This is a genomic window from Pseudomonas parafulva (genome assembly GCF_000800255.1).
Classification (GTDB): domain Bacteria; phylum Pseudomonadota; class Gammaproteobacteria; order Pseudomonadales; family Pseudomonadaceae; genus Aquipseudomonas; species Aquipseudomonas boreofloridensis.
Genome location: NZ_CP009747.1, coordinates 4,964,555 through 4,990,968 on the forward strand (window position 1 = coordinate 4,964,555; position 26,414 = coordinate 4,990,968).

The 26,414-nt window shown below is 63.0% G+C and carries 24 protein-coding genes; 4 read left to right on the top strand and 20 right to left on the bottom strand.

Features of this window, described 5'->3' with window-relative positions; genetic code table 11:
* Complete coding sequence (locus tag NJ69_RS21620; protein ID WP_039582903.1) at positions 1-306, top strand: chaperone modulator CbpM; 306 nt, start codon at positions 1-3, stop codon at positions 304-306.
* 24 nt (positions 307-330) lie between these two features.
* On the opposite strand, the gene NJ69_RS21625 is transcribed toward NJ69_RS21620, so the two are convergent.
* From NJ69_RS21625 to NJ69_RS21715, 19 genes are all read right to left on the bottom strand, one after another.
* Positions 331-846: a GNAT family N-acetyltransferase gene (locus NJ69_RS21625; protein WP_039582904.1), complete on the bottom strand. Its 516-nt coding sequence runs from the start codon at positions 844-846 to the stop codon at positions 331-333.
* 30 nt (positions 847-876) lie between these two features.
* Positions 877-1,575, bottom strand: a complete 699-nt coding sequence (urtE, locus tag NJ69_RS21630) for an urea ABC transporter ATP-binding subunit UrtE (RefSeq protein ID WP_039582907.1) — start codon at positions 1,573-1,575, stop codon at positions 877-879.
* Positions 1,576-1,704: 129 nt separating this feature from the next.
* Positions 1,705-2,562 carry an urea ABC transporter ATP-binding protein UrtD gene (gene urtD / locus NJ69_RS21635; protein ID WP_039582908.1) on the bottom strand — a complete coding sequence of 286 codons (858 nt, stop codon included), beginning with the start codon at positions 2,560-2,562 and terminating at the stop codon, positions 1,705-1,707.
* Complete coding sequence (gene urtC, locus NJ69_RS21640) at positions 2,559-3,638, bottom strand: urea ABC transporter permease subunit UrtC (RefSeq protein WP_029613671.1); 1,080 nt, start codon at positions 3,636-3,638, stop codon at positions 2,559-2,561. The genes urtD and urtC overlap by 4 nt, the downstream gene beginning before the upstream one ends.
* Positions 3,638-5,158, bottom strand: coding sequence for an urea ABC transporter permease subunit UrtB (urtB, locus tag NJ69_RS21645; protein ID WP_430736660.1), 1,521 nt, complete (start codon positions 5,156-5,158; stop codon positions 3,638-3,640). Before urtB ends, urtC begins: the two co-directional genes overlap by 1 nt.
* 114 nt (positions 5,159-5,272) lie before the next feature.
* Positions 5,273-6,538: an urea ABC transporter substrate-binding protein gene (urtA, locus tag NJ69_RS21650; RefSeq protein ID WP_039582910.1), complete on the bottom strand. Its 1,266-nt coding sequence runs from the start codon at positions 6,536-6,538 to the stop codon at positions 5,273-5,275.
* Positions 6,539-6,739: 201 nt separating this feature from the next.
* Positions 6,740-8,146 carry a D-serine/D-alanine/glycine transporter gene (gene cycA, locus NJ69_RS21655; RefSeq protein WP_039582912.1) on the bottom strand — a complete coding sequence of 469 codons (1,407 nt, stop codon included), beginning with the start codon at positions 8,144-8,146 and terminating at the stop codon, positions 6,740-6,742.
* A 119-nt stretch (positions 8,147-8,265) separates the two neighbouring features.
* Positions 8,266-11,004 carry a polysaccharide lyase family 8 super-sandwich domain-containing protein gene (locus tag NJ69_RS21660; RefSeq protein WP_039582913.1) on the bottom strand — a complete coding sequence of 913 codons (2,739 nt, stop codon included), beginning with the start codon at positions 11,002-11,004 and terminating at the stop codon, positions 8,266-8,268.
* 115 nt (positions 11,005-11,119) lie between these two features.
* Complete coding sequence (locus tag NJ69_RS21665; RefSeq protein ID WP_039582916.1) at positions 11,120-12,484, bottom strand: PepSY-associated TM helix domain-containing protein; 1,365 nt, start codon at positions 12,482-12,484, stop codon at positions 11,120-11,122.
* A gap of 70 nt (positions 12,485-12,554) precedes the next feature.
* Positions 12,555-14,609, bottom strand: coding sequence for a TonB-dependent copper receptor (locus tag NJ69_RS21670; protein WP_039582918.1), 2,055 nt, complete (start codon positions 14,607-14,609; stop codon positions 12,555-12,557).
* Positions 14,610-14,673: 64 nt separating this feature from the next.
* Positions 14,674-15,105, bottom strand: a complete 432-nt coding sequence (locus NJ69_RS21675) for a DUF2946 domain-containing protein (RefSeq protein WP_029613675.1) — start codon at positions 15,103-15,105, stop codon at positions 14,674-14,676.
* A gap of 19 nt (positions 15,106-15,124) precedes the next feature.
* Positions 15,125-15,607: a copper chaperone PCu(A)C gene (locus NJ69_RS21680; protein ID WP_039582919.1), complete on the bottom strand. Its 483-nt coding sequence runs from the start codon at positions 15,605-15,607 to the stop codon at positions 15,125-15,127.
* A gap of 45 nt (positions 15,608-15,652) precedes the next feature.
* Positions 15,653-16,039 carry a DUF2946 domain-containing protein gene (locus NJ69_RS21685; protein ID WP_039582921.1) on the bottom strand — a complete coding sequence of 129 codons (387 nt, stop codon included), beginning with the start codon at positions 16,037-16,039 and terminating at the stop codon, positions 15,653-15,655.
* A 96-nt stretch (positions 16,040-16,135) separates the two neighbouring features.
* Entirely contained in the window at positions 16,136-16,990 is an 855-nt protein-coding gene (locus tag NJ69_RS21690) for an SPFH domain-containing protein (RefSeq protein WP_039582922.1), read from the bottom strand.
* Positions 16,991-17,014: 24 nt separating this feature from the next.
* A complete protein-coding gene (locus NJ69_RS21695; protein ID WP_039582923.1) occupies positions 17,015-17,452 on the bottom strand; it encodes an NfeD family protein in 438 nt (145 codons plus the stop codon).
* 1,128 nt (positions 17,453-18,580) lie between these two features.
* Positions 18,581-19,777: an IS256 family transposase gene (locus NJ69_RS21700; protein WP_039582925.1), complete on the bottom strand. Its 1,197-nt coding sequence runs from the start codon at positions 19,775-19,777 to the stop codon at positions 18,581-18,583.
* A gap of 102 nt (positions 19,778-19,879) precedes the next feature.
* Positions 19,880-20,311 carry a biotin/lipoyl-binding protein gene (locus tag NJ69_RS21705; RefSeq protein ID WP_039582927.1) on the bottom strand — a complete coding sequence of 144 codons (432 nt, stop codon included), beginning with the start codon at positions 20,309-20,311 and terminating at the stop codon, positions 19,880-19,882.
* A 223-nt stretch (positions 20,312-20,534) separates the two neighbouring features.
* Complete coding sequence (locus NJ69_RS21710; protein WP_039582929.1) at positions 20,535-21,884, bottom strand: amidohydrolase family protein; 1,350 nt, start codon at positions 21,882-21,884, stop codon at positions 20,535-20,537.
* 188 nt (positions 21,885-22,072) lie between these two features.
* Positions 22,073-22,762, bottom strand: a complete 690-nt coding sequence (locus tag NJ69_RS21715) for a GntR family transcriptional regulator (RefSeq protein WP_039582931.1) — start codon at positions 22,760-22,762, stop codon at positions 22,073-22,075.
* 100 nt (positions 22,763-22,862) lie between these two features.
* Between NJ69_RS21715 and NJ69_RS21720 the strand changes: the two genes are divergently transcribed.
* The 3 genes from NJ69_RS21720 to NJ69_RS21730 all read left to right on the top strand — a co-directional run bounded on the left by NJ69_RS21720 (position 22,863) and on the right by NJ69_RS21730 (position 25,643).
* Entirely contained in the window at positions 22,863-23,876 is a 1,014-nt protein-coding gene (locus NJ69_RS21720) for an L-dopachrome tautomerase-related protein (RefSeq protein WP_039582932.1), read from the top strand.
* A 30-nt stretch (positions 23,877-23,906) separates the two neighbouring features.
* Positions 23,907-24,752: a fumarylacetoacetate hydrolase family protein gene (locus NJ69_RS21725; RefSeq protein ID WP_039582934.1), complete on the top strand. Its 846-nt coding sequence runs from the start codon at positions 23,907-23,909 to the stop codon at positions 24,750-24,752.
* Positions 24,753-24,821: 69 nt separating this feature from the next.
* Positions 24,822-25,643 carry a helix-turn-helix transcriptional regulator gene (locus NJ69_RS21730; protein WP_039582935.1) on the top strand — a complete coding sequence of 274 codons (822 nt, stop codon included), beginning with the start codon at positions 24,822-24,824 and terminating at the stop codon, positions 25,641-25,643.
* A 38-nt stretch (positions 25,644-25,681) separates the two neighbouring features.
* Here NJ69_RS21730 and NJ69_RS21735 read toward each other — a convergent pair whose 3' ends face one another.
* A complete protein-coding gene (locus NJ69_RS21735) occupies positions 25,682-26,245 on the bottom strand; it encodes a YbhB/YbcL family Raf kinase inhibitor-like protein (protein WP_039582937.1) in 564 nt (187 codons plus the stop codon).
* Positions 26,246-26,414 lie beyond the last annotated feature (169 nt).

Consider the following 26,414-nt stretch of genomic DNA (forward strand, 5'->3'; position numbering starts at 1 on the left):
ATGAGCAGCACCCTGATCGTTCAACTGGACATGCGAACCCTCTGCCAGGAAGCCAACCTCACGGCCGACTGCGTGATCGAGATCGTCGAGCACGGCATCGTTGAACCCTCAGGGCGAACGCCCGACGACTGGGTGTTCGACGACCACGCGCCGGTCACCGTCAAGCGCGCGGTGAAGCTGCACCAGGAGCTGGAGCTGGAATGGGAAGGGGTGGCGCTGGCGCTGGAACTGCTGGAGGAAGTGCAGCAGTTGCGCAGCGAGAACAGCATGTTGCGCCAGCGTCTGGGGCGGTTCACCCAGATGTGATCCTGCCGGTGCTCAACGTCAGCTTCAGCGGGGCTCGGCACCTGGGTTGAGCAGCAGTTGCATGAAGGTCAGATCCAACCACCGGCCGAACTTCACCCCCACCTGCGGCATCTGCCCGGTCACGGCGAAGCCCAGGCGCTCGTGCAGGCGGATCGAGGCGGCATTGCCGCTTTCGATGGCCGCCACCATGACGTGCTTGCCACCGCTGCGGGCACGCTCGATCAGCGCCTGCATCAACAGCGGCCCCAGGCCTTTGCCACGCTGGTCGCCGCGCACGTACACCGAGTGCTCCACCGTGTGGCGGAAACCTTCGAAGGGGCGCCAGTCGCCGAACGAGGCGTAGCCGAGCACGCCGCTGTCGTCGGTCGCCACCAGAATCGGGTAGCCCTGCTCGGCCCGGGCGGCGAACCAGGCCTGACGGTTGGCCAGGTCCACCGGGGTTTCATTCCAGATCGCCGTGGTGTTGCACACGGCGTCGTTGTAGATGTCGAGGATGCCGGCCAGGTCGTCTGGCCGGGCATCGCGGATGCAGTCGCTCATGGCAGTGTCTCGCGAAGTCGAGGCCGCAGATTAAATGGTTACCAGCCCGCGCACACCCTCGGCCTGCATGTTTTCGCCACGGCCGCGCTGCACGATCTCGCCACGGGCCATCACCAGGTACTGGTCGGCCAGCGCCTCGGCGAAGTCGTAGAACTGTTCCACCAGCAGGATCGCCATGTCGCCGCGCTGCGCCAGGCGGCGGATCACCGCGCCGATTTCCTTGATCACCGAGGGCTGGATGCCTTCGGTGGGCTCGTCGAGAATCAGCAGGCGCGGGCGGCTGGCCAGGGCACGGCCGATCGCCAGTTGCTGCTGCTGGCCGCCGGACAGATCGCCACCTCGGCGCTGCTTCATCTGTTCGAGCACCGGGAACAGTTCATAGATGAACGCCGGCACCTGCCGCGCCTCGCGGGCGCTGAAGCGCGACAGGCCCATCAGCAGATTCTCCTCCACCGTCAGGCGCGGGAAGATTTCCCGGCCTTGGGGCACGTAGGCGATGCCCGCGTGCACCCGCTGCTGGGGCTTGAGCGCGGTGATCGGCTTGCCTTCCCATTCGATGCGGCCCTCGCGGGCGGGCACCAGGCCCATCAGGCAGCGCAGCAGGGTGGTCTTGCCCACGCCATTGCGGCCCAGCAGGCAGGTCACTTCGCCGACCTTGGCCTCGAACGACAGGCCTCGCAGGATGTGGCTGCCGCCGTAGTATTGGTGCAGTGCGTCGATTTTCAGCATGTTCTGCCATCCGGTGATTCAGGTCGTGGGCGCGGGCTCGCCCCGCGCTAGCGCCAGACCTGCAAATGATGTTGGCCGGGCAGGTCTAGACGCGGGGCATGCCCGCTCCCACGCCGATTCAGCCTCTCCCTATCGACCGAGGTACACCTCGACCACCCGCTCATCCGCCTGCACCTGTTCCAGCGATCCGTGCGCCAGTACGCTGCCGTGGTGCAGCACGGTGACATGATCGGCGATGCTGCCGACGAAGCCCATGTCGTGCTCCACCACCATCAGCGAGTGCTTGCCCGCCAGCCCCTTGAACAGCTCGGCGGTGAACTCGGTCTCGGCGTCGGTCATGCCCGCCACCGGCTCGTCGAGCAGCAGCAACTGCGGCTCCTGCACCAGCAGCATGGCGATCTCCAAGAACTGCTTCTGGCCGTGCGACAACAACCCGGCCTGGCGCGAGGCCTGGCTGTGCAGGCGCACGGTGCCCAGCACCTGGTCGATACGCGCGCGTTGCGCGTCGGTCAGCCGCGCGGTCAGGCTGGCCCACACCGATTTGTCGGTCTTGAGCGCCAGTTCGAGGTTCTCGAACACCGTCAGCGCCTCGAACACCGTAGGCTTCTGGAATTTGCGACCGATGCCGGCCTGGGCGATCTGGTATTCGCTCAGGCGGGTCAGGTCGAGGGTGTCGCCGAAGAAGGCGCTGCCGCTGTCCGGCCGGGTCTTGCCGGTGATCACGTCCATCAGCGTGGTCTTGCCGGCGCCGTTCGGGCCGATGATGCAGCGCAGTTCACCGACGCCGATGTACAGGGTCAAGGCGTTGAGCGCCTTGAAGCCGTCGAAGCTGACGCTGATGTCCTCCAGGCTCAACACGGTGCCGTGGCGGGTGTCGAGTCCGGCCTTGCGGGGCTGGCCCAGGCCGATGGCATCGCGACCGCTGCCGAGCTGATCGAACACCGGCTCGAGCATGAACTCCGGGTGTACCGCAGGCAGGCCTCTCATGGCTGGCTCCTTTTCTTCAGCAGCCCGACCACGCCCTTGGGCAGGTACAGGGTGACCAAAATGAACAGTGCGCCGAGGAAGAACAGCCAGAACTCCGGGAAGGCCACGGTGAACCAGCTTTTCATCCCGTTGACCAGGCCGGCGCCGAGCAGTGGGCCGATCAGCGTGCCGCGTCCGCCCAGGGCCACCCACACTGCGGCCTCGATGGAGTTGGTCGGCGACATCTCGCTGGGATTGATGATGCCCACCTGCGGCACGTAAAGGGCACCGGCCAGGCCACACAGCACGGCGCTGAGCACCCACACCAGCAGCTTGAAGCCGCGCGGGTCGTAGCCGCAGAACATCAGGCGGTTCTCGGCGTCGCGCAGGGCGGTGAGCAGGCGGCCGAACTTGCTGCGGGTCAGCCGCCAGCACAGGTACAGGCTGCTTAGCAGCAAGGCCACGGTCAGCAGGAACAACACCGCCCGTGTGCCGGGCGCGGCCACGTCGAAGCCGACGATGGTGCGGAAGTTGGTAAAGCCGTTGTTGCCGCCAAAGCCGGTCTCGTTGCGGAAGAACAACAGCATGCCGGCGAAGGTCAGGGCCTGGGTCATGATCGAGAAGTACACGCCCTTGATCCGCGAGCGGAAGGCGAACCAGCCGAACACCAGGGCCAGCAGCCCCGGCGCCAGCACCACCAGGCACAGTGCCCAGGCGAAATGCTGGGTGCCGGCCCAGTACCACGGCAGCTCGCTCCACGACAGGAAGGTCATGAAGCCAGGCAGGCCGTCGCCGGCGGCCTGGCGCATCAGGTACATGCCCATGGCGTAGCCGCCCAGGGCGAAGAACAGGCCGTGGCCCAACGACAGCAACCCGGCGTAGCCCCAGACCAGGTCCAGGGCCAGGGCGACGATGGCGTAACAGAGGATCTTGCCGACCAGCGTCAGGGTGTAGGCCGAGACCTGCAGGGCGTGCCCCTCGGGCAATAGCGACAACAGCGGCAGGGCGATCAGCACCAGGGTCAGCAGGGCGCCGAGGGCCAACGACAGCCGAGGCCCGGCCTTGTGCGCGGCGGTGACAAGCAGTGGCTGGTTCATCAGTCGATTACCCGTCCCTTGAGGGCGAACAGACCTTGCGGGCGCTTCTGGATGAACAGAATGATCAGCGCAAGGATGAGGATCTTGCCGAGCACCGCACCGATCTGCGGTTCCAGCAGCTTGTTGGCGATGCCCAGACCGAAGGCCGCCCAGAGGCTGCCGGCCAGTTGCCCGACGCCACCGAGCACCACCACCAGGAAGGAGTCGATGATGTAGCTCTGGCCCAGGTCCGGGCCGACGTTGCCGACCTGGCTCAGGGCCACGCCACCGAGGCCGGCGATGCCCGAACCGAGGCCGAAGGCGAGCATGTCCACGCGGCCGGTGGACACCCCGCAGCACGCCGCCATGTTGCGGTTCTGGGTGACGGCACGCACGTTCAGCCCCAGCCGCGTGCGGTTGAGCAGCAGCCAGGTGAGCAGCACCACGGCCAGGGCGAAGCCGATGATCACCAGGCGGTTGTACGGCAGCACCAGGTTCGGCAGCACCTGCACGCCGCCGGACAGCCAGGCCGGATTGCTCACTTCGACGTTCTGCGCGCCGAACAGCAGGCGTACCGCCTGGATCAGGATCAGGCTGATGCCCCAGGTGGCCAGCAGGGTTTCCAGGGGGCGGCCATAGAGGTGGCGGATGACCGTGCGCTCCAGCGCCATGCCGACCCCGGCGCTGATGGCGAAGGCCACCGGCAGGGCGATCAGCGGATAGAACTCCAGGGCGCCGGGGGCATAGCGCTGCACCAGCACCTGAACCAGGTAGGTGCTGTAGGCGCCGAGCATGAGCATTTCGCCGTGGGCCATGTTGATCACCCCGAGCAGGCCGAAGGTGATGGCCAGGCCCAGCGCCGCCAGCAGTAGGATCGAGCCCAGCGACAGGCCGCTGAAGGCCTGACCGAGCAGTTCGCCGATCAACAGCTTGCGTTGCACCTGGGCCAGGCTGGTTTCGGCGGCGGTGCGCACGCCCGGATCGCTTTCCGCACCGGGTTGCAGCAGTGCTTCGAGGCGGGTGCGGGCCAGCGGGTCGCCTGTCTCGCCAAGCAGGCGCACGGCGGCCAGACGCACGCGCGGTTCGCTGGCGCCCAGTTGCAGGTTGGCCAAGGCCAGGCCCAGCGCGGCGTGCACCGCCGGGTCGGACTCCTGGGCGAAAGCGCGGTCGAGCGTTGCCATCTGCGCCGGTTGCGCGCTTTTCTGCAGTTGCTGGGCCGCGCCCAGGCGCACACGGCTGTCGCCTGCGGACAATTGGTGGCTGGCCAGGGCGTTGTCGATCAGGCCGCGCAAGCGGTTGTTCAGGCGCACCTTGCGCGTGTCATCGGCGGCAATGCGGCCTTCGCGCAGGTTTTCCAGCAGCGCCAGGCGCGCAGGGTCCGGCTGCGCGGCCCAGCGTTCGAGCAGGTTGGCCTGCTCGGCAGGCTTGGCGGCGAGGAAGAATTCGCCCTCGCTGGCCTCGGCTACCAGCGGCAGGAGCAGTAACAGCGTCAGCAGCAGTCTGAGCATGTGGGCAGTCCTGGATATCGGAGGTGGATTCATCGCGGGGCAAGCCCGCTCCCACCGGGGCTGTGTAACCCCATGTTCATGGGGTCACGCGGCTGTTGTGGGGGCGGGCTCGTCGCGCGATTGGGCGCGCCGCGCGGCCCCCTGCACTCAGTTGCCTTTCACCGCATGGTCAGGCCGCTTGTCGTTGCCCGGAATGAACGGGCTCCAAGGCTGCGCGCGCAGTGGCTGTTCGGTCTCCCAGACCACGCTGAACTGCCCGTCGTCCTGGATCTCGCCGATCATCACCGGCTTGTGCAGGTGGTGGTTGGTCTTGTCCATGGTCAGGGTGAAGCCCGACGGCGCCTGGAAGGTCTGCCCGGCCAGCGCTTCGCGCACCTTGTCCACATCGGTGGACTTGGCTTTTTCCGCTGCCTGCGCCCACATGTGGATGCCCACGTAGGTGGCTTCCATCGGATCGTTGGTCACCGCCTTGTCGGCGCCGGGCAGGCCCTTGGCCTTGGCATAGGCCTTCCAGTCAGCCACGAACTTCCGGTTGACCGGGTTATCCACCGACTCGAAGTAGTTCCAGGCCGCCAGGTGACCGACCAGCGGCTTGGTGTCGATGCCGCGCAACTCTTCTTCACCCACCGAGAACGCCACCACCGGCACATCGGTGGCCTTCAGGCCCTGGTTGGCCAGTTCCTTGTAGAAGGGCACGTTGGAGTCGCCGTTGACCGTGGAGATCACGGCCGTCTTGCCGCCAGCGGAGAACTTCTTGATGTTGGCGACGATGGTCTGGTAATCGGCGTGGCCGAACGGGGTGTACACCTCTTCGATGTCCTTGTCGGCCACGCCTTTGCTGTGCAGGAAGGCGCGCAGGATCTTGTTGGTGGTGCGCGGATACACGTAGTCGGTGCCCAGCAGGAAGAAGCGCTTGGCGCTGCCGCCGTCTTCGCTCATCACATATTCAACCGCTGGGATCGCTTGCTGGTTAGGCGCCGCACCGGTGTAGAAGACGTTTGGCGACATCTCTTCACCCTCGTACTGCACCGGGTAGAACAGCAGCCCGTTGAGTTCCTCGAACACCGGCAGCACGGACTTGCGCGACACCGACGTCCAGCAGCCGAACACCACCGCGACCTTGTCCTGGGTCAGCAACTGGCGGCTCTTCTCGGCGAACAGCGGCCAGTTGGACGCAGGGTCTACCACCACAGGTTCGAGCATCTTGCCGTTGACCCCGCCCTTGGCGTTGATCTCGTCGATGGTCATCAGCGCCATGTCCTTGAGCGACGTCTCGGAGATGGCCATGGTGCCGGACAGCGAATGCAGGATGCCGACCTTGATGGTCTCGGCGGCCTGGAGGCTCCAGCTCAGGCCCATGGCCGCGAGCGATGCGCTGAGGGTAAAGGCCTTGATCAGACTGCGACGCTTCATGTGCTCTCTCCGCTGCGTTGTTGTGGTGTTGGCGCAGGGGAGACTGCAAAGGCTGTGCCGTGGTGCGCAAAGGCACGCGGCAGACGGGCTGTGCTTCGGGGCGGGGCGTAGGCGGGGGCGAGGTTGGTGCTCGCTGGCGAGGGCTGCACCGAGCTGGTGCCGGGGCGGGGTGATCGGGGCCGCACGGCGGCCCCGCGTCAGTCAATCGCGACGCACGGCGCCGCGCGCCTGGCGCTTGCTGCGCACGAACTGGTAAGTCACCGCCAGAATCAGGAACCACAGCGGCGTGACCACCAGCGCCGAGCGGGTATCGGCCTCCAGGCTCAGCAACACCAGGATGAAGGCGAAGAACGCCAGGCACACGCAGCACATGAAGCGTCCGCCCGGCATCTTGTATTTCGAGGCCTGGTGCAGGGGCTCACGGTGCTTGCGGTAGCTCAGGTACGACAGCAGGATCAGCGTCCAGACGAACATGAACAGCACCGCCGATACCGTGGTCACCAGGGTGAAGGCTTCGATCACGTTCGGCACCAGGTAGATCAGCACCGCGCCCAGCAGCAGGCAGGTGCAGGAGAAGTACAGGCCGTTGGCCGGGACGGCGCGGCGCGACAGTTTCTCGAACGCCTTCGGCGCGTCACCTTCCTGGGCCAGACCAAAGAGCATGCGGCTGGTGGAGAACACGCCGCTGTTGGCCGAGGACGCCGCCGAGGTCAGCACCACGAAGTTGATGATGCTCGCCGCTGCCGGCAGGCCGGCCAGCACGAACAGCTCGACGAACGGGCTCTTGCCCGGCACCACGTCGCGCCATGGGGTCACGGCCATGATCGCGATCAGTGCCAGCACGTAGAACACGATGATGCGGATCGGGATGGAGTTGATCGCCCGGGGCAAGGTGCGCTCGGGGTTCTTCGCTTCGGCGGCGGTGGTGCCCACCAGCTCGATGCCGACGAAGGCGAACACGGCGATCTGGAAGCCGGCGAAGAAGCCCATGACCCCATGCGGGAACATGCCGGCGTCGTTCCACAGGTTGGCCAGTTGCGCAGTGCGCCCGCTCGGCGAGGTGAAACCGGTGACCACCATGTACAGGCCGGTGGCGACCAGGCCGAGGATGGCGATGATCTTGATCAGGGCGAACCAGAACTCCATCTCGCCGAACAGCTTGACCGTGACCAGGTTCAGCGACAGCAGCACCGCCACGCAGGTCAGTGCCGGTATCCACTGGGGAAGCTCCGGAAACCAGAATTGCGTGTAGGCGGCGATGGCGACCACGTCGGCGATGCCGGTGACCACCCAGCAGAACCAGTAGGTCCAGCCGGTGAAGTAGCCGGCCCAGGGGCCGAGCAGGTCGGCGGAAAAGTCGATGAACGATTTGTAGTTCAGGTTCGACAGCAGCAGCTCACCCATGGCGCGCATGACGAAGAACAGCATGAAGCCGATGATCATGTAGACGAAGATGATCGACGGACCGGCCAGGCTGATGGTCTTGCCCGAGCCCATGAACAGGCCGGTGCCGATGGCGCCGCCGATGGCGATGAGCTGAATGTGGCGGTTGGTCAGGTTGCGTTGCAGATGCTGGTCATCTGTCGGGGAGGGAGAGGTTTGGGTCATAGGCTGCATTCCATTGAGAGGGTCAGTCTTCTTGTGCAAGCCGAGTAGGCTATCACGGGCGCCCCCACGTGGGGGCGCGTCAGATTGACCGAGTCTTTGGGGTACAGCTTCCCAGGTGCTCAGGTGCGCGACTGCAGGCCGCTGGCGGTCAGTGTCAGCGTCAGACTCTTGCCACGCTGCGCTTCATCGGTAGGCAGGTCGACCGTGTGGGTGGTGTGTTTGCCGGCCCAGTTCAGGTGCACGACGATGGACTGGCGCTTTTGCGTGAGGTCGGCCAACGTCAGCCGCAGGGTGCTCGCGTCGCTGTGCTCGGCGATGAACGCCAGCGGTCCGCTGAGCGTCAGTTGCACCTGTTCGAGCTGCACCAGCACCTCGGCATCGGTGAACAGGGTGCCCATCGCGCCTTGCAGGCCGTGCCCGGTGAGGACATGGGCCGCGTTGCCGAGGGTGCATTGGCCGCTGGGTGGGGCTGGCTGATCGGACCGGCTGATGCTGTAGCAGTAGTCGCCCAGACCGGATTTCTCGTGTTCGACCCACAGCGAGAACACCGTCCCACGCACGCGCTTGGCAGACCCGTTCCGGTTGATGTCGCTCCAGGCACCGGTGCGCGCACTGATGTCCACGGTGACGCGTTGGGTGACGTGCAGGAAACGGTAGACGAAGCCGTCGTGGATCACTTCGGCGATGTCCTCGCTGCTCAGACGCCCCTGGTCGAGTGTCTGTTGACGGCCATCGCGCAAGCGCACCTGCACCTTTGCGCGCAGCCAGCTCTGGTTGACGGTGGTGCACACCGGGTGCCGGGTCCTGTTCAGGTTTCCCGCGTTGCCCAGGCAATAGACCTGTTCGCCCACCGCCATCACCGACTTGCGCGCGTCGCTGATGTTACCGCGGGTCAGTTGCATCGAGGCCACGCCTGCAGCGCCGTTGCTGACCACGCCAGTGGCATCATGGCTGCCCCAGGCGCCATAGCCCCAGTCGATCAGCGGGAAGGCGAAGTTCGGCACCTGCTCCACGGTAGTGCCCGGCAATTTCTGCCAGTCCCACAGCGGCTGAATGTTCTTGTATTCCTCGCCGCTCGCCACCGCGAAGTAGCTGCCGCAGCCCAGGTAATACCCTTTGAGATTCTCGCCGTTGCCGCTCTCGGTACCCACGGTACGGGTCGACACCAGCTTGGCGAACAGCGCGAAGCCAGCAGCGAGGTGGCTCATGTAGTCGTTGGTCCAATAGGCGCGGTTGCCTTTGAAGGCGCTGCCATCGAAGGGCTGGCCCAGCGCGCGGGCTTTCATCGTGCGCAGCAACTCCGGATGCTGCGGTGCATCAGCCAGCAGCACGTCACACCACCGGGCCCATGAGCGATGACCTTCCATGCCACGACTGATCGCCCGACCGCACACATGGAAGTCGTAGAAACCGGACTGGGCGAACCAGCCCAGGCCCTGCACCATGAAGCGCTCGATGTTGCGCACGGACTCGCGCTCCAGCGAGAAGACGCCGGTCAGCAGCACCTTGAAGGCGAACAGCGTGTTGAGCAGGACGAAGCCGTAGGTGGCTGCGTACAGTTGCGAATAGAGCGCGCCCTCGGGCGCCGGGTTGTGCTGGCTGAACGAGTGGTCGACGCGTATGCCCTCGCCCTGCTCGGCGCCCGCAAGGCTGACCGGCAGGCACAACCGCGAAACGGTCTGCACCGCCTCGGCCACTTGGCTCAGGTAACTGTCGTCCTGCTTGATCTTCCAGCCAGCAATGGCCCAGTGCAATTGGATGTAGGCGAAGTCGGCCTGGTTGGCGCCTGTGTAGCCCAGGCCCGTGTTGGCGGCGGCCTGCAGATAGTCGACCACCCCGCCCAGGCGGCTGCGCTGGGGGCCATCGGCGAGCAGCACCAACCCGGCAGACGCCGCCCTGGCCAAGCCGATCTGACGATGCCACCAGTTGGTTGTCTGGTAGTTGCTGCTGGCATAGAACACCAGGGCATCGGCGGCGGCCTTCGTGCAGGCCGCGTCAGAGCAACTGGCCAACAGCCGAGTCCGCTCCAGATGCAGGTACAGTGGATCGACATCGGCTTGGCGGGCCGAGGTCGGATAACGGATGTCGGCGAAGCGTCCGTTCTGCAAGCCAGCCAGCCATTGGGCGGTTTCTGCTTCATCGGGCTGCAGACGCATGACCTCGCACAGGCGTTGGTAAACCTGCTCGGCGTCCTGCTGCCAGCTCGAGGAGACCTGCACGCTCAACTGGACGCGCAGGTCCGCGCCGCGTGGCAGCCACAGGCGGTTCAGGCTGCCAGGCGGCTGAGGCTCGATGCGTTGAGTGGTCGCGTTGCCCAGGCCGATGCGTACCAGGCTACCGCGCTCGTCCAACAAGCTGGCGAGTTTCGCGGGCCAGATCGCGGGATCGCTGCTGTTATTGTCGAGGGGCAGGTCGATGGTTTCGTGCACAGGGCCTTTGGGGCTGCTTACCACCACGCGTACGGACAGGCCGGGGGCGACCGGCAATTGAGTGTCCACCGCGCCGACGTCCACCCAGTTGCTCAGGCCCGGATGGGTCGAGAACGCCACGCCATTTGAATTGCGCGGTTTCCACAGTCGATTGCGGTAGCTGCTCCACGGGGTATCGAACCCACCAGAGGCGTTTTTTTCGCCCGCTCGCAGGGGAGTATTGGCTTTGTTGATGGCTTCGGCGAAATAGTGAGTCCAACTATGCTGATAGGATTCGTTCTCGTTGGGGACTTTGTAGGGAACGCGCGCCAGCATCTGCCCGGAGTTCGGGTCCAGCAGAAACGCCGTCAGGGTTTCGCCGATTTTCGCATGCCCTGCCGAGCTGAGGCTGGCGTCGCCGGCCTGGACCCAGTCATTGTGATCGCTCATCGTCCCCTCCTGCCTCGGTTATGGCGACACCCAGGTACGGCGTCGTGCTCGGTAGGAGCTTCGCAGCGGCCCCAGCACCCCGACAACTAGCAGATTTGTCAGGCGTGGCCGGCACTCAACGTGGCAGCGGTCTGCGGCGGCGTAACCACAGGCGGTCGGCCAAACCGACCACCAGCATCGACAACCCCACCAGCGGAAACAGCACGCCCAGCAGCGCCATCACCGCCACGGCGGCCTTCCAGCGTGGCAGGTCATGGCGCAGCGGTGGTGCGCCCAGGCTGCCGCTGGGTTTGCGTTTCCACCACATGACCAGCCCGCTGACCGCGCCCAACAGAATCATCAAACACACCAGCAGGATGATCGCCTGGTGCACCGGGCCGAACATCCGCCCCTCATGCAGCATCACCCCCAGCTCAGTGGCGCGCGCCGCCGTGCCGTAGTCCTGCCAGCGCACGTCGGCCAGCACCTGGCCGGTGTACTGGTCCACATGCAGGGTGGCGTCGTGGCGCGGGTCGTCGGCGAACACGGCGATGGTGAAGACGCCGTCGGCGGTGGTCGGCGCAGTGATGCTGTAGCCGGGCGTCACGCCACGCGCGTCGGCCAGGTCCTGGACTTGCTGCAAACCGATTTGCGGCGCCGCTGGAGCACTGTGGCCGGTGTGATGTCCCCTATGCTCGGCGTGCGCACCGGACACCGGCATCGGCGTATTTTCCAGGGCCCAGGGCACGGTTTGGCGGTGAGCGTCGTTGAGCGCACCGGCCTGTTGGTCCGAGGTGGGCACCGTAGTCCACATGGCCGCCGGAAAGCGGTTCCACAGCTCGGCGTATTGCTTGCCCCAGAAGCCGGTCCAGGTCATGCCGCTGAGCAGCATGAACAGCAGCAGTGCCGATCCCCAGAAGCCGACGACCGCATGCAGGTCGCGCCACAGCAGGCGCCCGCGCGCCGTCAGGCGTGGCCACAGCACGCCGGCGCCGCTGCGTCCTCGCGGCCACCACAAGTACAGCCCGGACACCACCAGCACGATGCCCCAACCCGCCGCCAGTTCCACCAGACGGTCGCCCAGGGTGCCGATCATCAGTTCGCCGTGCAGGGCGCGGGCGATGGCTTGCAGGTTGCGCTTGCCGTCCTGGACGCCCAGCACTTCGGCGCGGTAGGGGTCGACGAACACGTTCAGCTCACGGCCGCCGTCGTGCACCACGAACTGCGCACTGCGCTCGGCGTTCAGCGGCGGCAGGTACTGGCCGATGTGGCCCTGGGGATAGGCCTGCCGCACCTTGGCCAGCAGCGTGTCGGCGCTCTGGCGCTGCGCGCCGGCCTCGACCACCATCAGGTCGCGGTACATCCAGGGGTCGAGCTGCGGCTTGAACAGGTAGACGATCCCGGTGAGCGCCAGCAGGATCATGAACGGTGCGACGAACAGCCCGGCGTAGAAGTGCCAGCGCCAGGCCAGGTTGTAGAAGGAAGGCTGCGGTTGTTTCACGGTATCTCCCGTTCGCCCCAGCGGGCGCGGTGTTGGCCGCGTCCGCGGGGTCGATGTCGTTGTTGTTATGTCAGAAGCTGAAATCGACCTTGGTCCAGAAGGTTCTGCCCGGCTCGTTGACCGGCTGCGGATCGGCGGCCGGATAGCCGAACCCGGCGTTGCCGGCCAGGTTCAGGTGCTCGGCGTAGGTCTTGTCGAACAGGTTGTCGACACCGGCGCTGAGCTTGAGGTTACGGTTGACCTTGTAGGCTCCGTTAAGCGAGAACACGCCGAATCCGCCGCTCTTCTCGTAGTCCTTGCCGACCACGTTGCCCTGGTTCTGGGCGATGCGGTTCTGCGCCGCCACCAGCCGCCACAGCCCGCCGACGCTCCAGGTGTCGCGACTGTAGGTCAGGCCCAGGCGACTTTCCAGCGGTGGCATCTGCGGCAGCGCCTTGCCGTCGCTGCTGTTTTTGCCCCAGGCGTAGGCCAGGGTGGCGTCGGCCTTCCAGTTGTCGGTCAGCGCATAGGCCGCGCCCAGTTCGCCGCCCATGATGCGCGCATCGATGTTCTGCGCCTGGGTGCTGCTCATGCCCATCATGCCGGTGCGGTAGTCGAACAGGATGTAGTCGCGGATCTGCCCGACATAACCCGATGCCCAGGCCTCCAGGCGCTCATCCTTGTACTGGATGCCAACGTCGAGCTGGGTGGTCTTCTCCGGCTTGATGGCGTCGAAGGCGTTCACCGCGCCGTTGGGCCCCTGCTTGGGCGAGAACAGCTCCCAGTAGTCGGGGAAGCGCTGGGCGTGGCCCAGGCCGACGTAGGCGGTGGCCGGGATGGCCGCGAGGTCGTGCTCGTAGCGCACGAAGCCGCTGGGCAGGGTGTCGGCGCGGGTGTCGCCAACGGTGGCGCTGGTCTGGCGGAAATCGCGGGCCGAAGCACGGTCCAGGCGGGCGCCGGCGATCAGCCGGTCTTCGCCGGTGGCGTACCAGGTCAGCTCGCTGAACGCCCCGTAGTTGTGGAAGTCGGCGTCCTTGGTCCAGGGCTGGCCCTTGTGGGCGTCGACGCCCATGCCGCCGCGCTTGCGGTGCTCGTTGGTCTGCGCGTCGAGGCCGCTGATCAATTGCACGTCGGCCCAGCGCCAGGTGGCCTTGAGTCGCGCGCCGAGGGTGCGGCGGTCGACGTTGCTGACCATGGGCATGCCCATCATGCCGCGCCCGGACGGGGTGCGCAGGTTGTAGTTGTCCATCACGTGGTCGGCGTAGTTGTAGTAGACCTGCGCCTCGACCTTGTCCAGCACCTCGCCCAGGTTGGACTTCTCGAAACGCAGGCCCAGGCTTTCGCGCTTGAATTGCGAGCCGTCCATACCGCGGCCGGCATAGCGCGCCTCGCCATCGCCCTTGCCAGCCGTGAGTTCGAGCAGGGTATCGGCGTCCGGGGTCCAGCCCAGGGTGACGTCGCCATTCCACTTGTCCCAGCGCGACGGCACCGTGTCGCCGTGGCCATCGTGGTAGTCGTCGGCGCGCGACTGGTTGCCGACGAAGCGGGCGTAGCCCTGATCGTTGCCGGCGGCGGCGTCGAGCACCTTGTCGAAGCGCCCGTTGGAGCCGGTCAGCAGGCTGGCGTTGACGCGGCTGCCGAGGGTGCCGAACTTTTCGGGCTCGCGCTCGAAGAGGATGGTCCCGGCCGAGCCGCCAGGCCCCCAGATCACGCTCTGCGGGCCTTTGATCACGGTCAGGCGGTCGTAGGTTTCCGGGGAGATGTAGGAGGTCGGCGCGTCCATGCGGTTGGGGCAGGCGCCGAGCATCACGCCGCCGTTGGTGAGGATGTTCAGGCGCGAGCCGAACATGCCGCGCAGCACCGGGTCGCCGTTGGTGCCGCCGGAGCGGATGGCGGAGAAGCCGGGGATGGTCTTGAGGTAGTCGGCGCCGTCGCTGGCCGGCACCGGCTGGCGGGGATCCTTGGGGTTGGTGACCACGGTCAGCGGCGAGCTGGGGGCCACGGCAGTGATCACCGTCGGGCTCAGCTCGGGTGCGTCAGGGTGCGAGTGGTCGGCGGCGACGGCCAGCGCGAGAGGGCTGAGCAGCGAGCCGCAGAACAGGGCGAGGGTGCGCGGTAGCGCAGGGGTACGGGTGCAGCCGGACATAATGATTCCAGTCGATCAGTCGTGAAGACGCGCAAGGCCACCAGGCCTTGGGCATGAAGGGGGTTCAGACGACGATCGACAGGGGCGGCGCGCGGCTGCGCGCGCCGGGAAACACGGCATGCAGGGCATGGCCCTGGCGGGTGGGAATGGCGCCCAGGGTGGGCGGCGCCAGGCGGCCAGCACTGAGCGGGCTGAGGGTCTGGGGCAGGGCAGGGCAGTTGAACAGCAGGCTGCAATAGCCGCAGCGTTCCCAGTCGGCGTGCAACTGGCCGTCGTTGCAGTGGTCCTGCGCGGCCGGCTCGGCGTGCGCCATGGGCATGTCCATGGGCATGCTCATGTCCATCGCCATGCCGGCGTGGTGATCCATCGGCAGCGACTGGGAAACCAGCGGCCCGATGAAGATCATCCACATGGCGAACAGGCTCAGCCAGCCGCCACCGACGCGCCTGCGATCAGGGCGGGTGTTGCGGGCTGTGCGTGTGCGCGACAGGCTCATGGCCAGCGCCGATCAGCGGTCAGTGCGCGTGGGCGTGTCCGGCCTGTTCGGCGGGCGGCTGCTTCTGCACCACCACCTGGACGGTGACGTCGCCGGCCTTCTCGAAGTGCAGGGTCAGCGGGAAGCGCTTGCCGTCCTCGAGCAGGCTACGGTCCTTGGGCTGCATCAGCATGACGTGGTAGGCGCTGGGGGCGAACACCACGTCCTTGCCCGCGGGCACCTCGACGCCCTTGACCTGCTGCATCTTCATGGCGCCGGTGGTGGTTTGCACATGCTCGTGCAACTGGGTGTCGTCGCTGATCGGGCTGTCGGCGCCGAGCAGGCGATCGTCGCTGGCGCCGTTGTTGTGCACGACGAAGTAGGCGGCGACGTTAGGGGCGTTGGGCGGTAGTTGCAGCGACCAGGGATGGGCGATATGCAGTTCGCCCACGCTGTATTCGTGGGCGTTGGCGAAGGCGCCGGGCAGCAGCAGGGCGGCCAGGACGAGGGCATGCTTGAGCATTGAATGTTCTCCGGTCTGTCGAGGTTCAGGGACGGCGTCGTGAACTCAGACCAGGGGAGAGGCGCGCGGATTGAGCGCCGGCCACAGTTGGCGCGGCGTCGGCTGGTGCGCGGGCAGTGGCGGTGACTGGGCGAAGCTGCGCCCGGGCGGGCTGTGCAGATGCGGCGCGTGGCCGGTGAGGGCGAGCGCCGGAGCGCTGCCGGAACAGCACCAGCAGTGTTGCATGCCGGCGTGTTGGTCCTGCTGGCCGAGATCGATCTTGGCCAGGGACTGCACGTCGAACGTGGCCTTGCTCGCCCCGCTGGAGCAGAAGGCACCCCACAGCAACTGCTCGGCCGCACCCTTGGGTGCGGCCGAAGACAGCGGCATGGCCAGCAGGTTGAACAGCACTGCAAGGCAGGCTATCCAGGCAATGTGCCGACGTGGGGTCATGGAAAGATCCGGTCAGGAATCAGGTGGCTATTGTACGGCGCAGTATAGGGAAAAACGCCCCGGTGCGGTGATCTGCCGCAGAGGCGAGTCGCCTCGTCAAACCTTGCCGCGCCCCAGCAGCCCGCGCACGGTTTCCTGCAGGTCCGCCGGTAGCACCACGATCTTCGAATTGTCGCTGCCGGCCAGGTTATCCATGGCGTCGATGTAGCGCTCGCCCAGCAGGTACATGGCGGGGGTGGTTTCGTTACCCACCGCATCGCGCACCAGCGAGATCGCCCGCGCCGAGGCTTCGGCCAGGCTGATCTGTGCTTCGGCATCGAGGCGGGCGGCCTGCAGGCGTGCCTCGGCTTCGAGGATCGCCGCCTGTTTGGCACCTTCGGCGCGGGTCACGTCGGCCTTGCGCTCACGCTCGGCGGCGGCCTGGCGTTCCATGGCCTTCTGCATGTTCTCCGAGGGCTTGATGTCCTGGATCTCCACCGAGCGCACGGTCACGCCCCAGTCTTCGGTCTGCTCGGACATCGCCTCGCGCAGGCGTGCCTTGATCTGCTCGCGGCTGGACAGCGCTTCGTCCAGGTCCATGGCGCCGACGATGGCGCGCAGCGAGGTCATGGTCAGGCTGGTGACGGCGAAGGAGAAATTCTGCACGCCATAGGAGGCTTTCTGCGGGTCCACCACTTTGGCGAAGCACAGGGCATTGGCGACGATCACCGCGTTGTCGCGGGTGATGATTTCCTGCTGCTGCACGTCGAGGATGATGTCCTTGGTCGGCAGGCGATAGGCGACCACGTCCATGTACGGCACGAGGATGTTCAAGCCGGGCTTGAGGGTGCTGTGGTAGCGACCCAGACGCTCGACGATCCATTCCTCGCCCTGGGGGACGATGCGCACGCCCTTGAACACGGTGATCAACACGAACAGCGCGATGGCGCCGACGACGATGAGGCTGGTCATTGCTAGCTTCCTTTCAGTAGAGGTTCAGGGGCGGGTCACCCGCACGATGTTGCCTTCGATGGCGCTCAGGCGCACACGCTCGCCAGCGGCGATGTCGCTGTCGGCGATGCAGGTCCATTCCTCGTTGCCCAGCACGGGCTTCTGAAAACGCACACGGCCTTTCTGGAACTGCGACACGCTGGCGGTGAGCAGGCCGACTTCGCCGATCACGCTGTCGGCGGTCCAGCGCAGGTCAGGCTTCTTGTTGCGAAACACCTTGAACCACAGCAGCGTGGTGACGGAGGACAACGCCACCCACAGCAGCACTTGCATGTCCAGTTGCAGGGCCGGCGCGACCAGGGCGGTCAACGCCACCAGCACGGCGCCGATGCCGAACCAGAGAATGAAGAAGGTCGGCAGCACCAGTTCCAGCAGGATCAGCGCGATGCCGAAGACGAGCCAGATCCACCATTGCATTTCCATATGGGCAGGGCCTTGCGGTGAGGGAGGCTGAAGTTTACGGCAGGGGGCCGCGACTGTCTTGTGCCTGAGCTTTGGCAGTGGTGAGGGCGGCGGTGAGCTGGCGTGTTGGGGTCGCCGTTTGGCGTCCTGCAGGTGTGCAGCGCTCGGGATCATGGGGCCGCTGTGCGGCCCAATCGCGACACAAGGCCGCTCCCACGAGGGCGTGCAGACTCCAATGAAGTTGAGCAAGACCACGGGTCGGTGGTAGGTGAAAGACAGTTGGCTCCTACCGAGATTGCGCTCGCTTTATTTCCGGGGCACGGCATGCGAAACCGGGTAATCATGCGTTTGTTGTTCATCTACAGCGCATGACTTCTAGAATCCTGCGCGTCTTTTTGTGGTAGCGGCCTTGTGTCGCGATTGGACCGCAAAGCGGTCCCGGCAATGGCAGCGGCGAAGCTGAAAACCTGGGACCGCTACGCGGTCCAATCGCGACGCAAGGCCGCTCCCACGAGGGCGTGCAGACTCCAATGAAGTTGAGCAAAACCACGGGTCGGTGGTAGGTGAAAGACAGTTGGCTCCCACCGAGATTGCGCTCGCTTTATTTCCTCGGCGCGGCATGCGGAACCGGGTAATCATGCGTTTGTTACTCATCTGCAGCGCATGATTTCCAGAATCCAGCGCGTCTTTTTGTGGGAGCGGCCTTGTGTCGCGATTGGACCGCACAGCGGTCCCGGCAATGGCAGCGGCGAAGCTGAAAACCTGGGACCGCTACGCGGCCCAATCGCGACGCAAGGCCGCTCCCACGAGGGCGTGCAGACTCTAATGAAGTTGAGCAAGACCACGGGTCGGTGGTAGGTGAAAGACAGTTGGCTCCCACCGAGATTGCGCTCGCTTTATATCCTCGGCGCGGCATGCGGAACCGGGTAATCATGCGTTTGTTACTCATCTGCAGCGCATGATTTCCAGAATCCAGCGCGTCTTTTTGTGGGAGCGGCCTTGTGTCGCGATTGGACCGCAGAGCGGTCCCGGCAATGGCAGCGGCGAAGCTGAAAACCTGGGACCGCTACGCGGTCCAATCGCGACGCAAGGGATCGTGTCCCAGGAAGTGGTGTAACTCATCATGGCGCTGGCCACTGAGTTTGCCGTTTAGTTGATTACGGCCGACAGCTTGGCCTGTGGATTATCACTGACGGATTCAAAGGCCTCCAACTGCATACATCGCCGTTGCAGGCACCATTCGTCGTTCTGCTCCAGCAGCATCGCCCCTACCAGCCTTGTGATCGCAGGATCGTTGGGGAAGATGCCCACGACGTCGGTGCGGCGCTTGATCTCTGCGTTGAGCCGCTCCAGTGGATTGGTGCTGTGCAGTTGCTGTCGATGCGCTTTGGGAAACGCCATGTGCGCCAGCACCTCGTCCTCGCACCCGTCCATGAGTGTTGCGATCTTGGGGTACTTCTCGCGCAGTTGGTCTGCAACCAAGCGCCACTGTTGGTGGCATTCAGCGCGGCTATCCTGGGCGAAAACCGTGCGCAGAAGCGCCGCTACCATGGTGCGCTGGCCCTTGCCGACATGGGCCATGGCGTTGCGCATGAAGTGTACGCGGCAGCGCTGCCAGGTCGCGTTGAAGACCTTGGAAACCGCAGCCTTCAAACCTTCGTGGGCATCGGAGATGACCAACTTCACGCCACGCAGGCCGCGCCGCATCAGGCTTCGCAGGAAGTCCGTCCAGAACGGCTCGGCCTCCGACGGCCCAACCCGCATGCCCAGGACTTCGCGGCCACCATCCGTGTTCACGGCCACGGCAATTATTACGGCGACCGAGACGATGCGCCCGGCCTCCCGCACCTTGACGTACGTGGCGTCGATCCACAGGTAAGGCCAGTCGCCTTCCAAAGGGCGATCAAGGAAGGCGTGGACGCGTTCATCGATCTCGCCAGCCAGCCGTGACACCTGGCTCTTGGAAATGCCGGTCATGCCCATGGCCTTGACCTGCTCGTCCACCGAACGCGTTGAAACGCCTTGGATATAGGCTTCCTGGATCACCGCCGCCATGGCCTTCTCGGCAGTACGACGAGGCTCAAGAAAGCCGGGGAAATAGCTGCCCTGACGCAGTTTCGGGATCTTGAGATCGACATCGCCAGCGCGGGTTTGCCAGAGGCGATCCCGGTAGCCGTTGCAGCTGTTTATCCGGTCAGGGCTTTTAACGTCGAAGCCGGCGCCGCACAGACTTTCGACATCGAATTCCATCATGCGCTGGGCAACGAACTGGATCATTTGCTTGAGCAGATCAGCGTCTGCCCCTTTCTCAACCAACTCGGTCAGTGCGATAGTGGGCTTGGTCATCGTGGTTTCCCTGGTGAGTGTTAGGTCTTCGCAAACTCAACGTTAGCCAAGAACCACGATGACCACCCTCTTTCGCCCACAGGGCGCCTTCGGCTGGTTCAGTTACACCACTTCTCGGGACACGATCGCATAGTCATCGGACGCCTTCTGATAATCGCTTTGCCGCAGACTGACCTCCCCCTCAAGCTCCCTCACTCGCAGAAACTGCCCCTTCGCTGTTCTCACGGAGGTTCCTAGCGCCGCTTTAGCACTTTCGAGTGCCAGCAGTTGGTCTACATCACTCAACTCCACTAACCCCTGCCCCTGGCCAACCTTGTCGGTATCGTCGACCTTAATGGCCGTCACGGTACCGCCAATCTGTGCAGTGACCTGGACTAGGTTGCCGCCTACATAGGCATCCTCCGTGACCTCTGCATCCAATCCTGCTTGATAGATTGCTCCCGCTATGCAGGCCACCGCGAACAATGCGATCGCTGCTTGCACACGCCTCGCGTTCTTACGTGGATTGGGGATTTGATCATTAACAGTGCTCATGAAATGTACCTGCAAAAAAGACACGCGCACGCGGACACCACTTGATCCAAGAGGTGTTCGCTAAAAGTGTTCAGGGTTTACAAGGCAAAGCCATCGAGCAGACGCGCTCGACATACCGATGCCAGGTTGCCTTACCAATGCTGTGCATTGAGGCAGCAGAAAAAGCGCGTGAAATGATCACGCGCCTGGGAGAGCAGCAGGACGCCACTCCCCCAGATCGGGCTTAGTAAGGCGTAAACGTGAGGGAAGCTTTTTCGCCGGAGCTGCGCACTTCTACGATGTGATCGAGCGCCTCAATATTCTTGGTGGGATCGCCGTCAACCACGACAAGGTCTGCACGCTTGCCAGCTTCGATACGACCACGGTCAGTCAACTTCATCATGTCTGCAGCCTTACCTGTAGCGAGCGTCAGAGCTTGTGCAGGCGTCATACCGGCATGAACCAAAAGCTCGAGTTCACGATGCTCGGCATAGCCAGGAATACGTAGTGGCATAGCGCCAGAGTCGGTACCGAAGCCCACCGCCAAGTTTTCATCCACGAGTCGTTTGGTATTTCGCAGATTGTTCTCGAGCCCCTGATGCCAAAGCTTGAGCCCGGGGTTCGCCAACTGCGTCTCCCGCCACTTCGGATCTTCGAATTGAGCCAGCAGCTTTGGATTCAGAGCCTTTCGAACGCTTGGATCCTTCAGCAGCTCTGGCTGCTCTGCAAATCGGAACGAAGCCTCGTCTACGCCCAGAGTAGGAATGTACCAAGTGCCGTGAGTACGCATCAGGCTCACGAACTCGTCATCGATCAACGTATCGCGAACGCCATGGCCAAGCACGTCTGCACCGGCCTTGATCAGATCCTTGGCATCCTGGAGATAGTAAATGTGCGCAACGACCCGGAGCCCTTGCTTATGCGCCTCATCAATTGCCGCGGTATAGATGGCAGGCTCCATCTTGACCAAATGCGCCCCTTGGAAGTCATCCAGCCAAAGCTTGATTAGGTCGGTACCGCGTGCAGCCGCAGCTCTGACTGCTGCACGAGCTTCATCCGGGGTTGCAGGCCTATCCAACTGATCAGCACCCACTTTTGCTGGAGGAGCGCCTAGCGGTACACCAATGCCCTTGTCGGCGCCGAAGATATCTGCGCCCTTCATTGAGTGACTGCGGAGCTTTTCTCGAATGGGGTAGAACTCAGGCCCGTTAACCCCCATGGATACCACCGTAGTGACACCAAACCCTTCATACTGAAGCAACTGTCGAGCGATAGTCGCCTCATTGAAAGGTGACCCAGAAATAGTGGCGTCGTACTGCCCCAGGTGAGTGTGATCGGAGATCAATCCTGGGATGATGGTTTTACCCTTGTACTGGGTAACGATGGCACCAGCAGGGATGGTGACGTCTGCCGCAGCACCCGCAGCCTTGATTATCCCGTCTTGAATGACAACCCGGGAATTATCAATCACTGGCTTGCCGCTGCCATCAAACAGCTGAGCCCCGTCTAAAACCGTCACGTTGGCTGCAAAGGAAGCAGTGGACAGCGACATGATCGCCAAAAGGCATGCTGAAGCTAGGGAAGAGCGTTTCATGCATTCATCTCTCTGAATGTGCAAAGCACGGTTGAGATGAATTTTCCGTCAGTCGCCCTTTTTAACACCGACAGATGCGCTCATTCACAGTGTCAATCCGATCAAGTCTCGGATTCTGTATGTGAAAATGTTACGCCGCCTCACGAGCGAAGCGGCGCAAGCGCTTACTGCGCTGGGAACAAGGGCATCTACTGATCGCCTAGGGCTTTCGAGGCCTGCAATTCAGTCATCAGTACGGCAGAAGTCTGCTGAATGTGTAAGCCGATGAGCGCAACAGCCGTATCGGCGTCACGAGCCAATGCAGCGTCTAGTAACCCCTTGTGCTCGCCTGACAGGTCACGATCACCCGCCGTGATGGCGACGGAGAGGGCTCTGTAGCGGGAGTTCTGCTCGAACATCATTTTGCGCAACCTGGACAGCCAGGAGTTGGGACATGCGCTGACCAGCGTCTCGTGGAACGCAGAGTGCGCCCCATTCCACTGCACGGACTCATATTTATCGCCTGACTCTGGGCCAGGCGCTCTAGACAAACTGTGGTAGGCCGAAACCAATCGGGCTTCCCAGCTGACGTCGCCGTTCTCGATCGACTGGCGAAGGCACATCCCCTCGATTTCGATTCTTGCGAGCGTGAGATCCCGCAAGTCAGCCAACGATATTGGCGCAATCCGAAAGCCCTTCTGAGGCTCCAAGACGACCAAATCTTCCGAAGTGAGCCGAGAAAGCGCCTCACGGACGGCTCCTCCACTCGCCTCATACAACTCAGCGAGCTCTTTCACATTCACGCGACTACCAGGCGCCAATGCGCAGGACAGCACGTCTCTACGCAGGCGCTCGTAGGTCGCCTGGGTAAGGCTTTTGGCAGGGTTATCTACCGACATGGCGAACCTTCCTTACGTATCCGCATAATCTTCTTTATTGCACAAAATATATTTTCGGGAATAAACTGGATTTTCTCAAGTCTGCCTGAGGTCTACCGCTGTGGAGCTGATCGAAGTCGCTCAATCCCATGATTATCTCTGGAATGGCGCCGTTTGTGCGCCTAATGGTCGTTTATTTGCGAGCATGCCGGGCTGGACTGGCCCCACTCCAGGCGTTGTCGAGATCGCAAAGGACGGTTCGTGGAAACCGTACCCTAACAATCACTGGAACCAATGGCAGAACGGGGTCAATGACCCTACCCAGGCCTTCGTAGATATCAACAGCGTTTTCGCAGACGACAGGGGCAGCCTGTGGGTGCTGGACGCCGCGGCCCCGAATTTCGCGAAAGCTATCCCAGGCGCGGTGAAACTCATCGAGATTGATCTCTCGACGAACGAGGTTGTAAGGGTCATCCGCTTCGCTCCGGAGGTTGCGCACCCAGGCACTCGTTTGGCGCACATCCGTTTCGCCGGGCATTACGCAATCATGGCAGAGTCGAAGGAAGGCTCTTTCTACGTCATCGACCTCCGTGACAACTCCTATCGTCGCGTCCTCGTTGGCCACCCACTGATGCGGTGCCTCCCAGATGATGTCCCGACCATGGAGGGACGCCTGATCCGATTGCTCGACGGTCGGCCGATGTACATACACAACGACTTGCTTGAGTTCGGTGAAGACAAGTCGAAGCTCTTCTTCATGTGCTTGTTCGGCTCGAGAATTTTCGAGGTCGACGTCAATGTGCTGACCAACCCAGCGCTCACAGATGACGAAATCGCTGAGAAGGTGACTGTGGCTCACGTTGTCGGCCCTTGGGTAGCTGGCCTCTGCCGTGACAAGCACGGAAATATTTATATGTCCGATGCGGAGAAGAACGGCATGACCGTCCTACGACCAAACGGCGAATTCCAACAGCTCGTGACTGATGATCAGATCGTTTGGCCTATTGCACCTTCTGTTGGCCCGGATGGTTATCTCTACTTCCCGAGCACCCAACTCAACCGAATCCCGATGTTCTCTGGCGGCCCGAACCTGGTTCAGAAGCCCTGGAAGATCTTCAAGATCAAAGTTTCCTGATAGCTCCCCCCACAAATAGAGGCGTAACCAATGAAGCTCTGCCGCTTTGGCCAACCGGGCCAAGAACGTCCTGGCCTGATCGATGCCGAAGGAAAAATTCGCGATCTGTCCGCTCACGTCACCGACATCACCCCTACTGAACTGTCTCCGGAGAAACTGGCGCAGCTCTCAGATATCGATGTCTCGACCCTGCCTGTAGTTGACGCTGGCGTGCGATACGGCACTCCTGTCTCTGGCGTCCGTAAGTTCATCGCCATCGGCCTGAATTACCGCGATCACGCTGAGGAAGCGGGCATGGCCATTCCGACCGAGCCAGTTGTCTTCACCAAGGCTATTACCTGCATCAGTGGCCCGAATGACGACATCGTACAGCCCCCTCACTCCACCAAGCTGGATTGGGAGCTCGAGCTTGGCGTGATTATCGGAACTGAAGCGCGCTTCGTATCTGAGGAAGACGCCCTGAACTATGTCGCTGGGTACGCCGTCATCAACGACGTGTCTGAGCGTGCTTTCCAACTGCAGTCGTCTCAATGGGATAAGGGCAAGGGCTGCGATACCTTCGGCCCGATCGGCCCTTGGCTGGTTACCCGTGACGAAGTACCAGATCCGCAGAATCTGAACATGTGGCTTGATGTGAACGGTGAGCGCCGTCAGGCCGGCAACTCCAAGACCATGATTTTCACCGTTGCTGAAATCGTATCTTACCTGAGCCGTTACATCACCCTGCAACCGGGTGATGTAATTTGCACCGGCACCCCTCCAGGCGTAGGCATGGGCATCAAACCTGACCCTGTTTACCTCAACACCGGCGACACCATTCGCCTGTGGATCGAAGGGCTGGGCGAGCAACAACAGCGCGTTGTTTCCGCCTCTTAAGACATCCCCGTCTGCTGGCGCCTGCAGTGGCGTCGGCACTCGGTTTTCTTGGCAATGGAGTGCGCGCCAATGAAGCGTTCAACCGTAGGCCGTGGGAATGTGGGTGCGAGCGCCCGGGTGATTCAGGGCCGCAAGCTACTCACCCATCGTGTGCACATCGAAGAATCCACACTGGTGGCTGTGTGGAAGGGCCAGAAATGCCTCCGTTGGGCTGGCCAGGAATTGGTCGTACGCCCTGGGGAGATCGTAGCCTTAGCGTCAGAACAGACGTTCGATGTGATCAACACACCATGCCCCAGAACTGGCATCTACGAAGCAGAGGTTCTGATCTGCGCCGACGCTGTGGTTAAGTCTTTTTTGGAGCGGCGACCCAACGGTCGAAGAATTAATGACGTTCAGCTGATCCAAGGAAGCTGCAACGGCTTGCTTGCATCCTTCCGCCATGCCTACGCTGGATTTTGTGAGAAGGAGGACATCCCTGAGTCGATAGTTCGAAGTCGCCTCGAGGAAATGCTGGTCTGGCTTGATCACCACGGGGGGTATTTCGGTACCAGCTCGACTAATCAGATTACGTTGAGGGTTCGCCAGCTAATCAGCAGTGATCCTGGTGAAACGTGGACGGCAACGATGGTGGCGCAGCATCTCGCAATGAGCGAGGCCACGCTCAGGCGTAGGCTCGTTGTGGAGGACACGCACTTTCAGCAGCTTCTATTAGATGTCCGAATGTCCAGGGCGCTAACACTGCTTCAGGTCACCGACCTACCAGTAGCAAATATCGCCTGTGAGGTTGGATACAGCTGCAGCTCTCGGTTCTCTTCCAGATTCAGACAGCGTTTCGGTCATAGCCCATCGGACGTGCGTTTGTCGGAGGCCTTTGAGCCTGTAGTGTGAGGGCACGAAGGCAACTACCACCCTCGCGCCCGCTTCCGTTAGCGGCCCTGCTTGATCGTTAGCTTGGCTTCACCTAGCGAATTGGCCTTCGTGAAGAAACCAACGAATGCAGGTGTCGCTTCTGCAGTCACCATAGGTAGAGCATCAACCTTCACAGCCGTGAGGGTAATCTCGAAATCATGCGTAGAACCCTCTGGCGGGCAAGGGCCACCGTACCCAGGGACACCGAAGTCTGTGCGTGGCTGAAGTGCCCCGGCAGGCAGATTCTTGCCTTGCGCGTCGATGCCGCCTGGCAGGCCTTTAGCGGTGGCAGGAATGTTCGCCACAACCCAATGCATCCAACCCACACCAGTAGGCGCGTTGCGATCATAAATAGTCAGGACGAAGCTCTTGGTGCCCGCCGGCACGCCACTCCAGGTGAAGGATGGGGAGATATTTCCACCTTTGCACCCAAAGCCATAAGGCTCGCTCAGTAGATTGGCATTGCCAAATTTCCCACCTTCCAATTCAGGACTGTGGAGCGTGAAAGTTTCGGCGAAGGTAGCGCCAGACGCACCTGCCAATGCCGAAGCCAGCACGAGACCGGCGATTTTCTTATTCATGATTCAACCCCAAAGAACGTTTGAGACTCGATCCTACGATTGTCCCCAGGTGACAACTGCAACGGGTCAATCAATTTTCGTGCTTAAACGCGCATCATCTCTGCGCGGGGCGTTCGCAACGCTCCAGCATGCAGGGATGCTCAAAAAACTGACAGTTCCAATCATACCG

Excerpts from the sequence above, each read along its gene's own strand:
- NJ69_RS21620 (WP_039582903.1), top strand. The coding sequence starts at position 1 with ATGAGCAGCACCCTGATCGTTCAACTGGACATGCGAACCCTCTGCCAG.
- NJ69_RS21625 (WP_039582904.1), bottom strand. The coding sequence starts at position 846 with ATGAGCGACTGCATCCGCGATGCCCGGCCAGACGACCTGGCCGGCATC.
- urtE (WP_039582907.1), bottom strand. The coding sequence starts at position 1,575 with ATGCTGAAAATCGACGCACTGCACCAATACTACGGCGGCAGCCACATC.
- urtD (WP_039582908.1), bottom strand. The coding sequence starts at position 2,562 with ATGAGAGGCCTGCCTGCGGTACACCCGGAGTTCATGCTCGAGCCGGTG.
- urtC (WP_029613671.1), bottom strand. The coding sequence starts at position 3,638 with ATGAACCAGCCACTGCTTGTCACCGCCGCGCACAAGGCCGGGCCTCGG.
- urtB (WP_430736660.1), bottom strand. The coding sequence starts at position 5,158 with ATGAATCCACCTCCGATATCCAGGACTGCCCACATGCTCAGACTGCTG.
- urtA (WP_039582910.1), bottom strand. The coding sequence starts at position 6,538 with ATGAAGCGTCGCAGTCTGATCAAGGCCTTTACCCTCAGCGCATCGCTC.
- cycA (WP_039582912.1), bottom strand. The coding sequence starts at position 8,146 with ATGACCCAAACCTCTCCCTCCCCGACAGATGACCAGCATCTGCAACGC.
- NJ69_RS21660 (WP_039582913.1), bottom strand. The coding sequence starts at position 11,004 with ATGAGCGATCACAATGACTGGGTCCAGGCCGGCGACGCCAGCCTCAGC.
- NJ69_RS21670 (WP_039582918.1), bottom strand. The coding sequence starts at position 14,609 with ATGTCCGGCTGCACCCGTACCCCTGCGCTACCGCGCACCCTCGCCCTG.
- NJ69_RS21675 (WP_029613675.1), bottom strand. The coding sequence starts at position 15,105 with ATGAGCCTGTCGCGCACACGCACAGCCCGCAACACCCGCCCTGATCGC.
- NJ69_RS21680 (WP_039582919.1), bottom strand. The coding sequence starts at position 15,607 with ATGCTCAAGCATGCCCTCGTCCTGGCCGCCCTGCTGCTGCCCGGCGCC.
- NJ69_RS21685 (WP_039582921.1), bottom strand. The coding sequence starts at position 16,039 with ATGACCCCACGTCGGCACATTGCCTGGATAGCCTGCCTTGCAGTGCTG.
- NJ69_RS21690 (WP_039582922.1), bottom strand. The coding sequence starts at position 16,990 with ATGACCAGCCTCATCGTCGTCGGCGCCATCGCGCTGTTCGTGTTGATC.
- NJ69_RS21695 (WP_039582923.1), bottom strand. The coding sequence starts at position 17,452 with ATGGAAATGCAATGGTGGATCTGGCTCGTCTTCGGCATCGCGCTGATC.
- NJ69_RS21700 (WP_039582925.1), bottom strand. The coding sequence starts at position 19,777 with ATGACCAAGCCCACTATCGCACTGACCGAGTTGGTTGAGAAAGGGGCA.
- NJ69_RS21705 (WP_039582927.1), bottom strand. The coding sequence starts at position 20,311 with ATGAGCACTGTTAATGATCAAATCCCCAATCCACGTAAGAACGCGAGG.
- NJ69_RS21710 (WP_039582929.1), bottom strand. The coding sequence starts at position 21,884 with ATGAAACGCTCTTCCCTAGCTTCAGCATGCCTTTTGGCGATCATGTCG.
- NJ69_RS21715 (WP_039582931.1), bottom strand. The coding sequence starts at position 22,762 with ATGTCGGTAGATAACCCTGCCAAAAGCCTTACCCAGGCGACCTACGAG.
- NJ69_RS21725 (WP_039582934.1), top strand. The coding sequence starts at position 23,907 with ATGAAGCTCTGCCGCTTTGGCCAACCGGGCCAAGAACGTCCTGGCCTG.
- NJ69_RS21730 (WP_039582935.1), top strand. The coding sequence starts at position 24,822 with ATGAAGCGTTCAACCGTAGGCCGTGGGAATGTGGGTGCGAGCGCCCGG.
- NJ69_RS21735 (WP_039582937.1), bottom strand. The coding sequence starts at position 26,245 with ATGAATAAGAAAATCGCCGGTCTCGTGCTGGCTTCGGCATTGGCAGGT.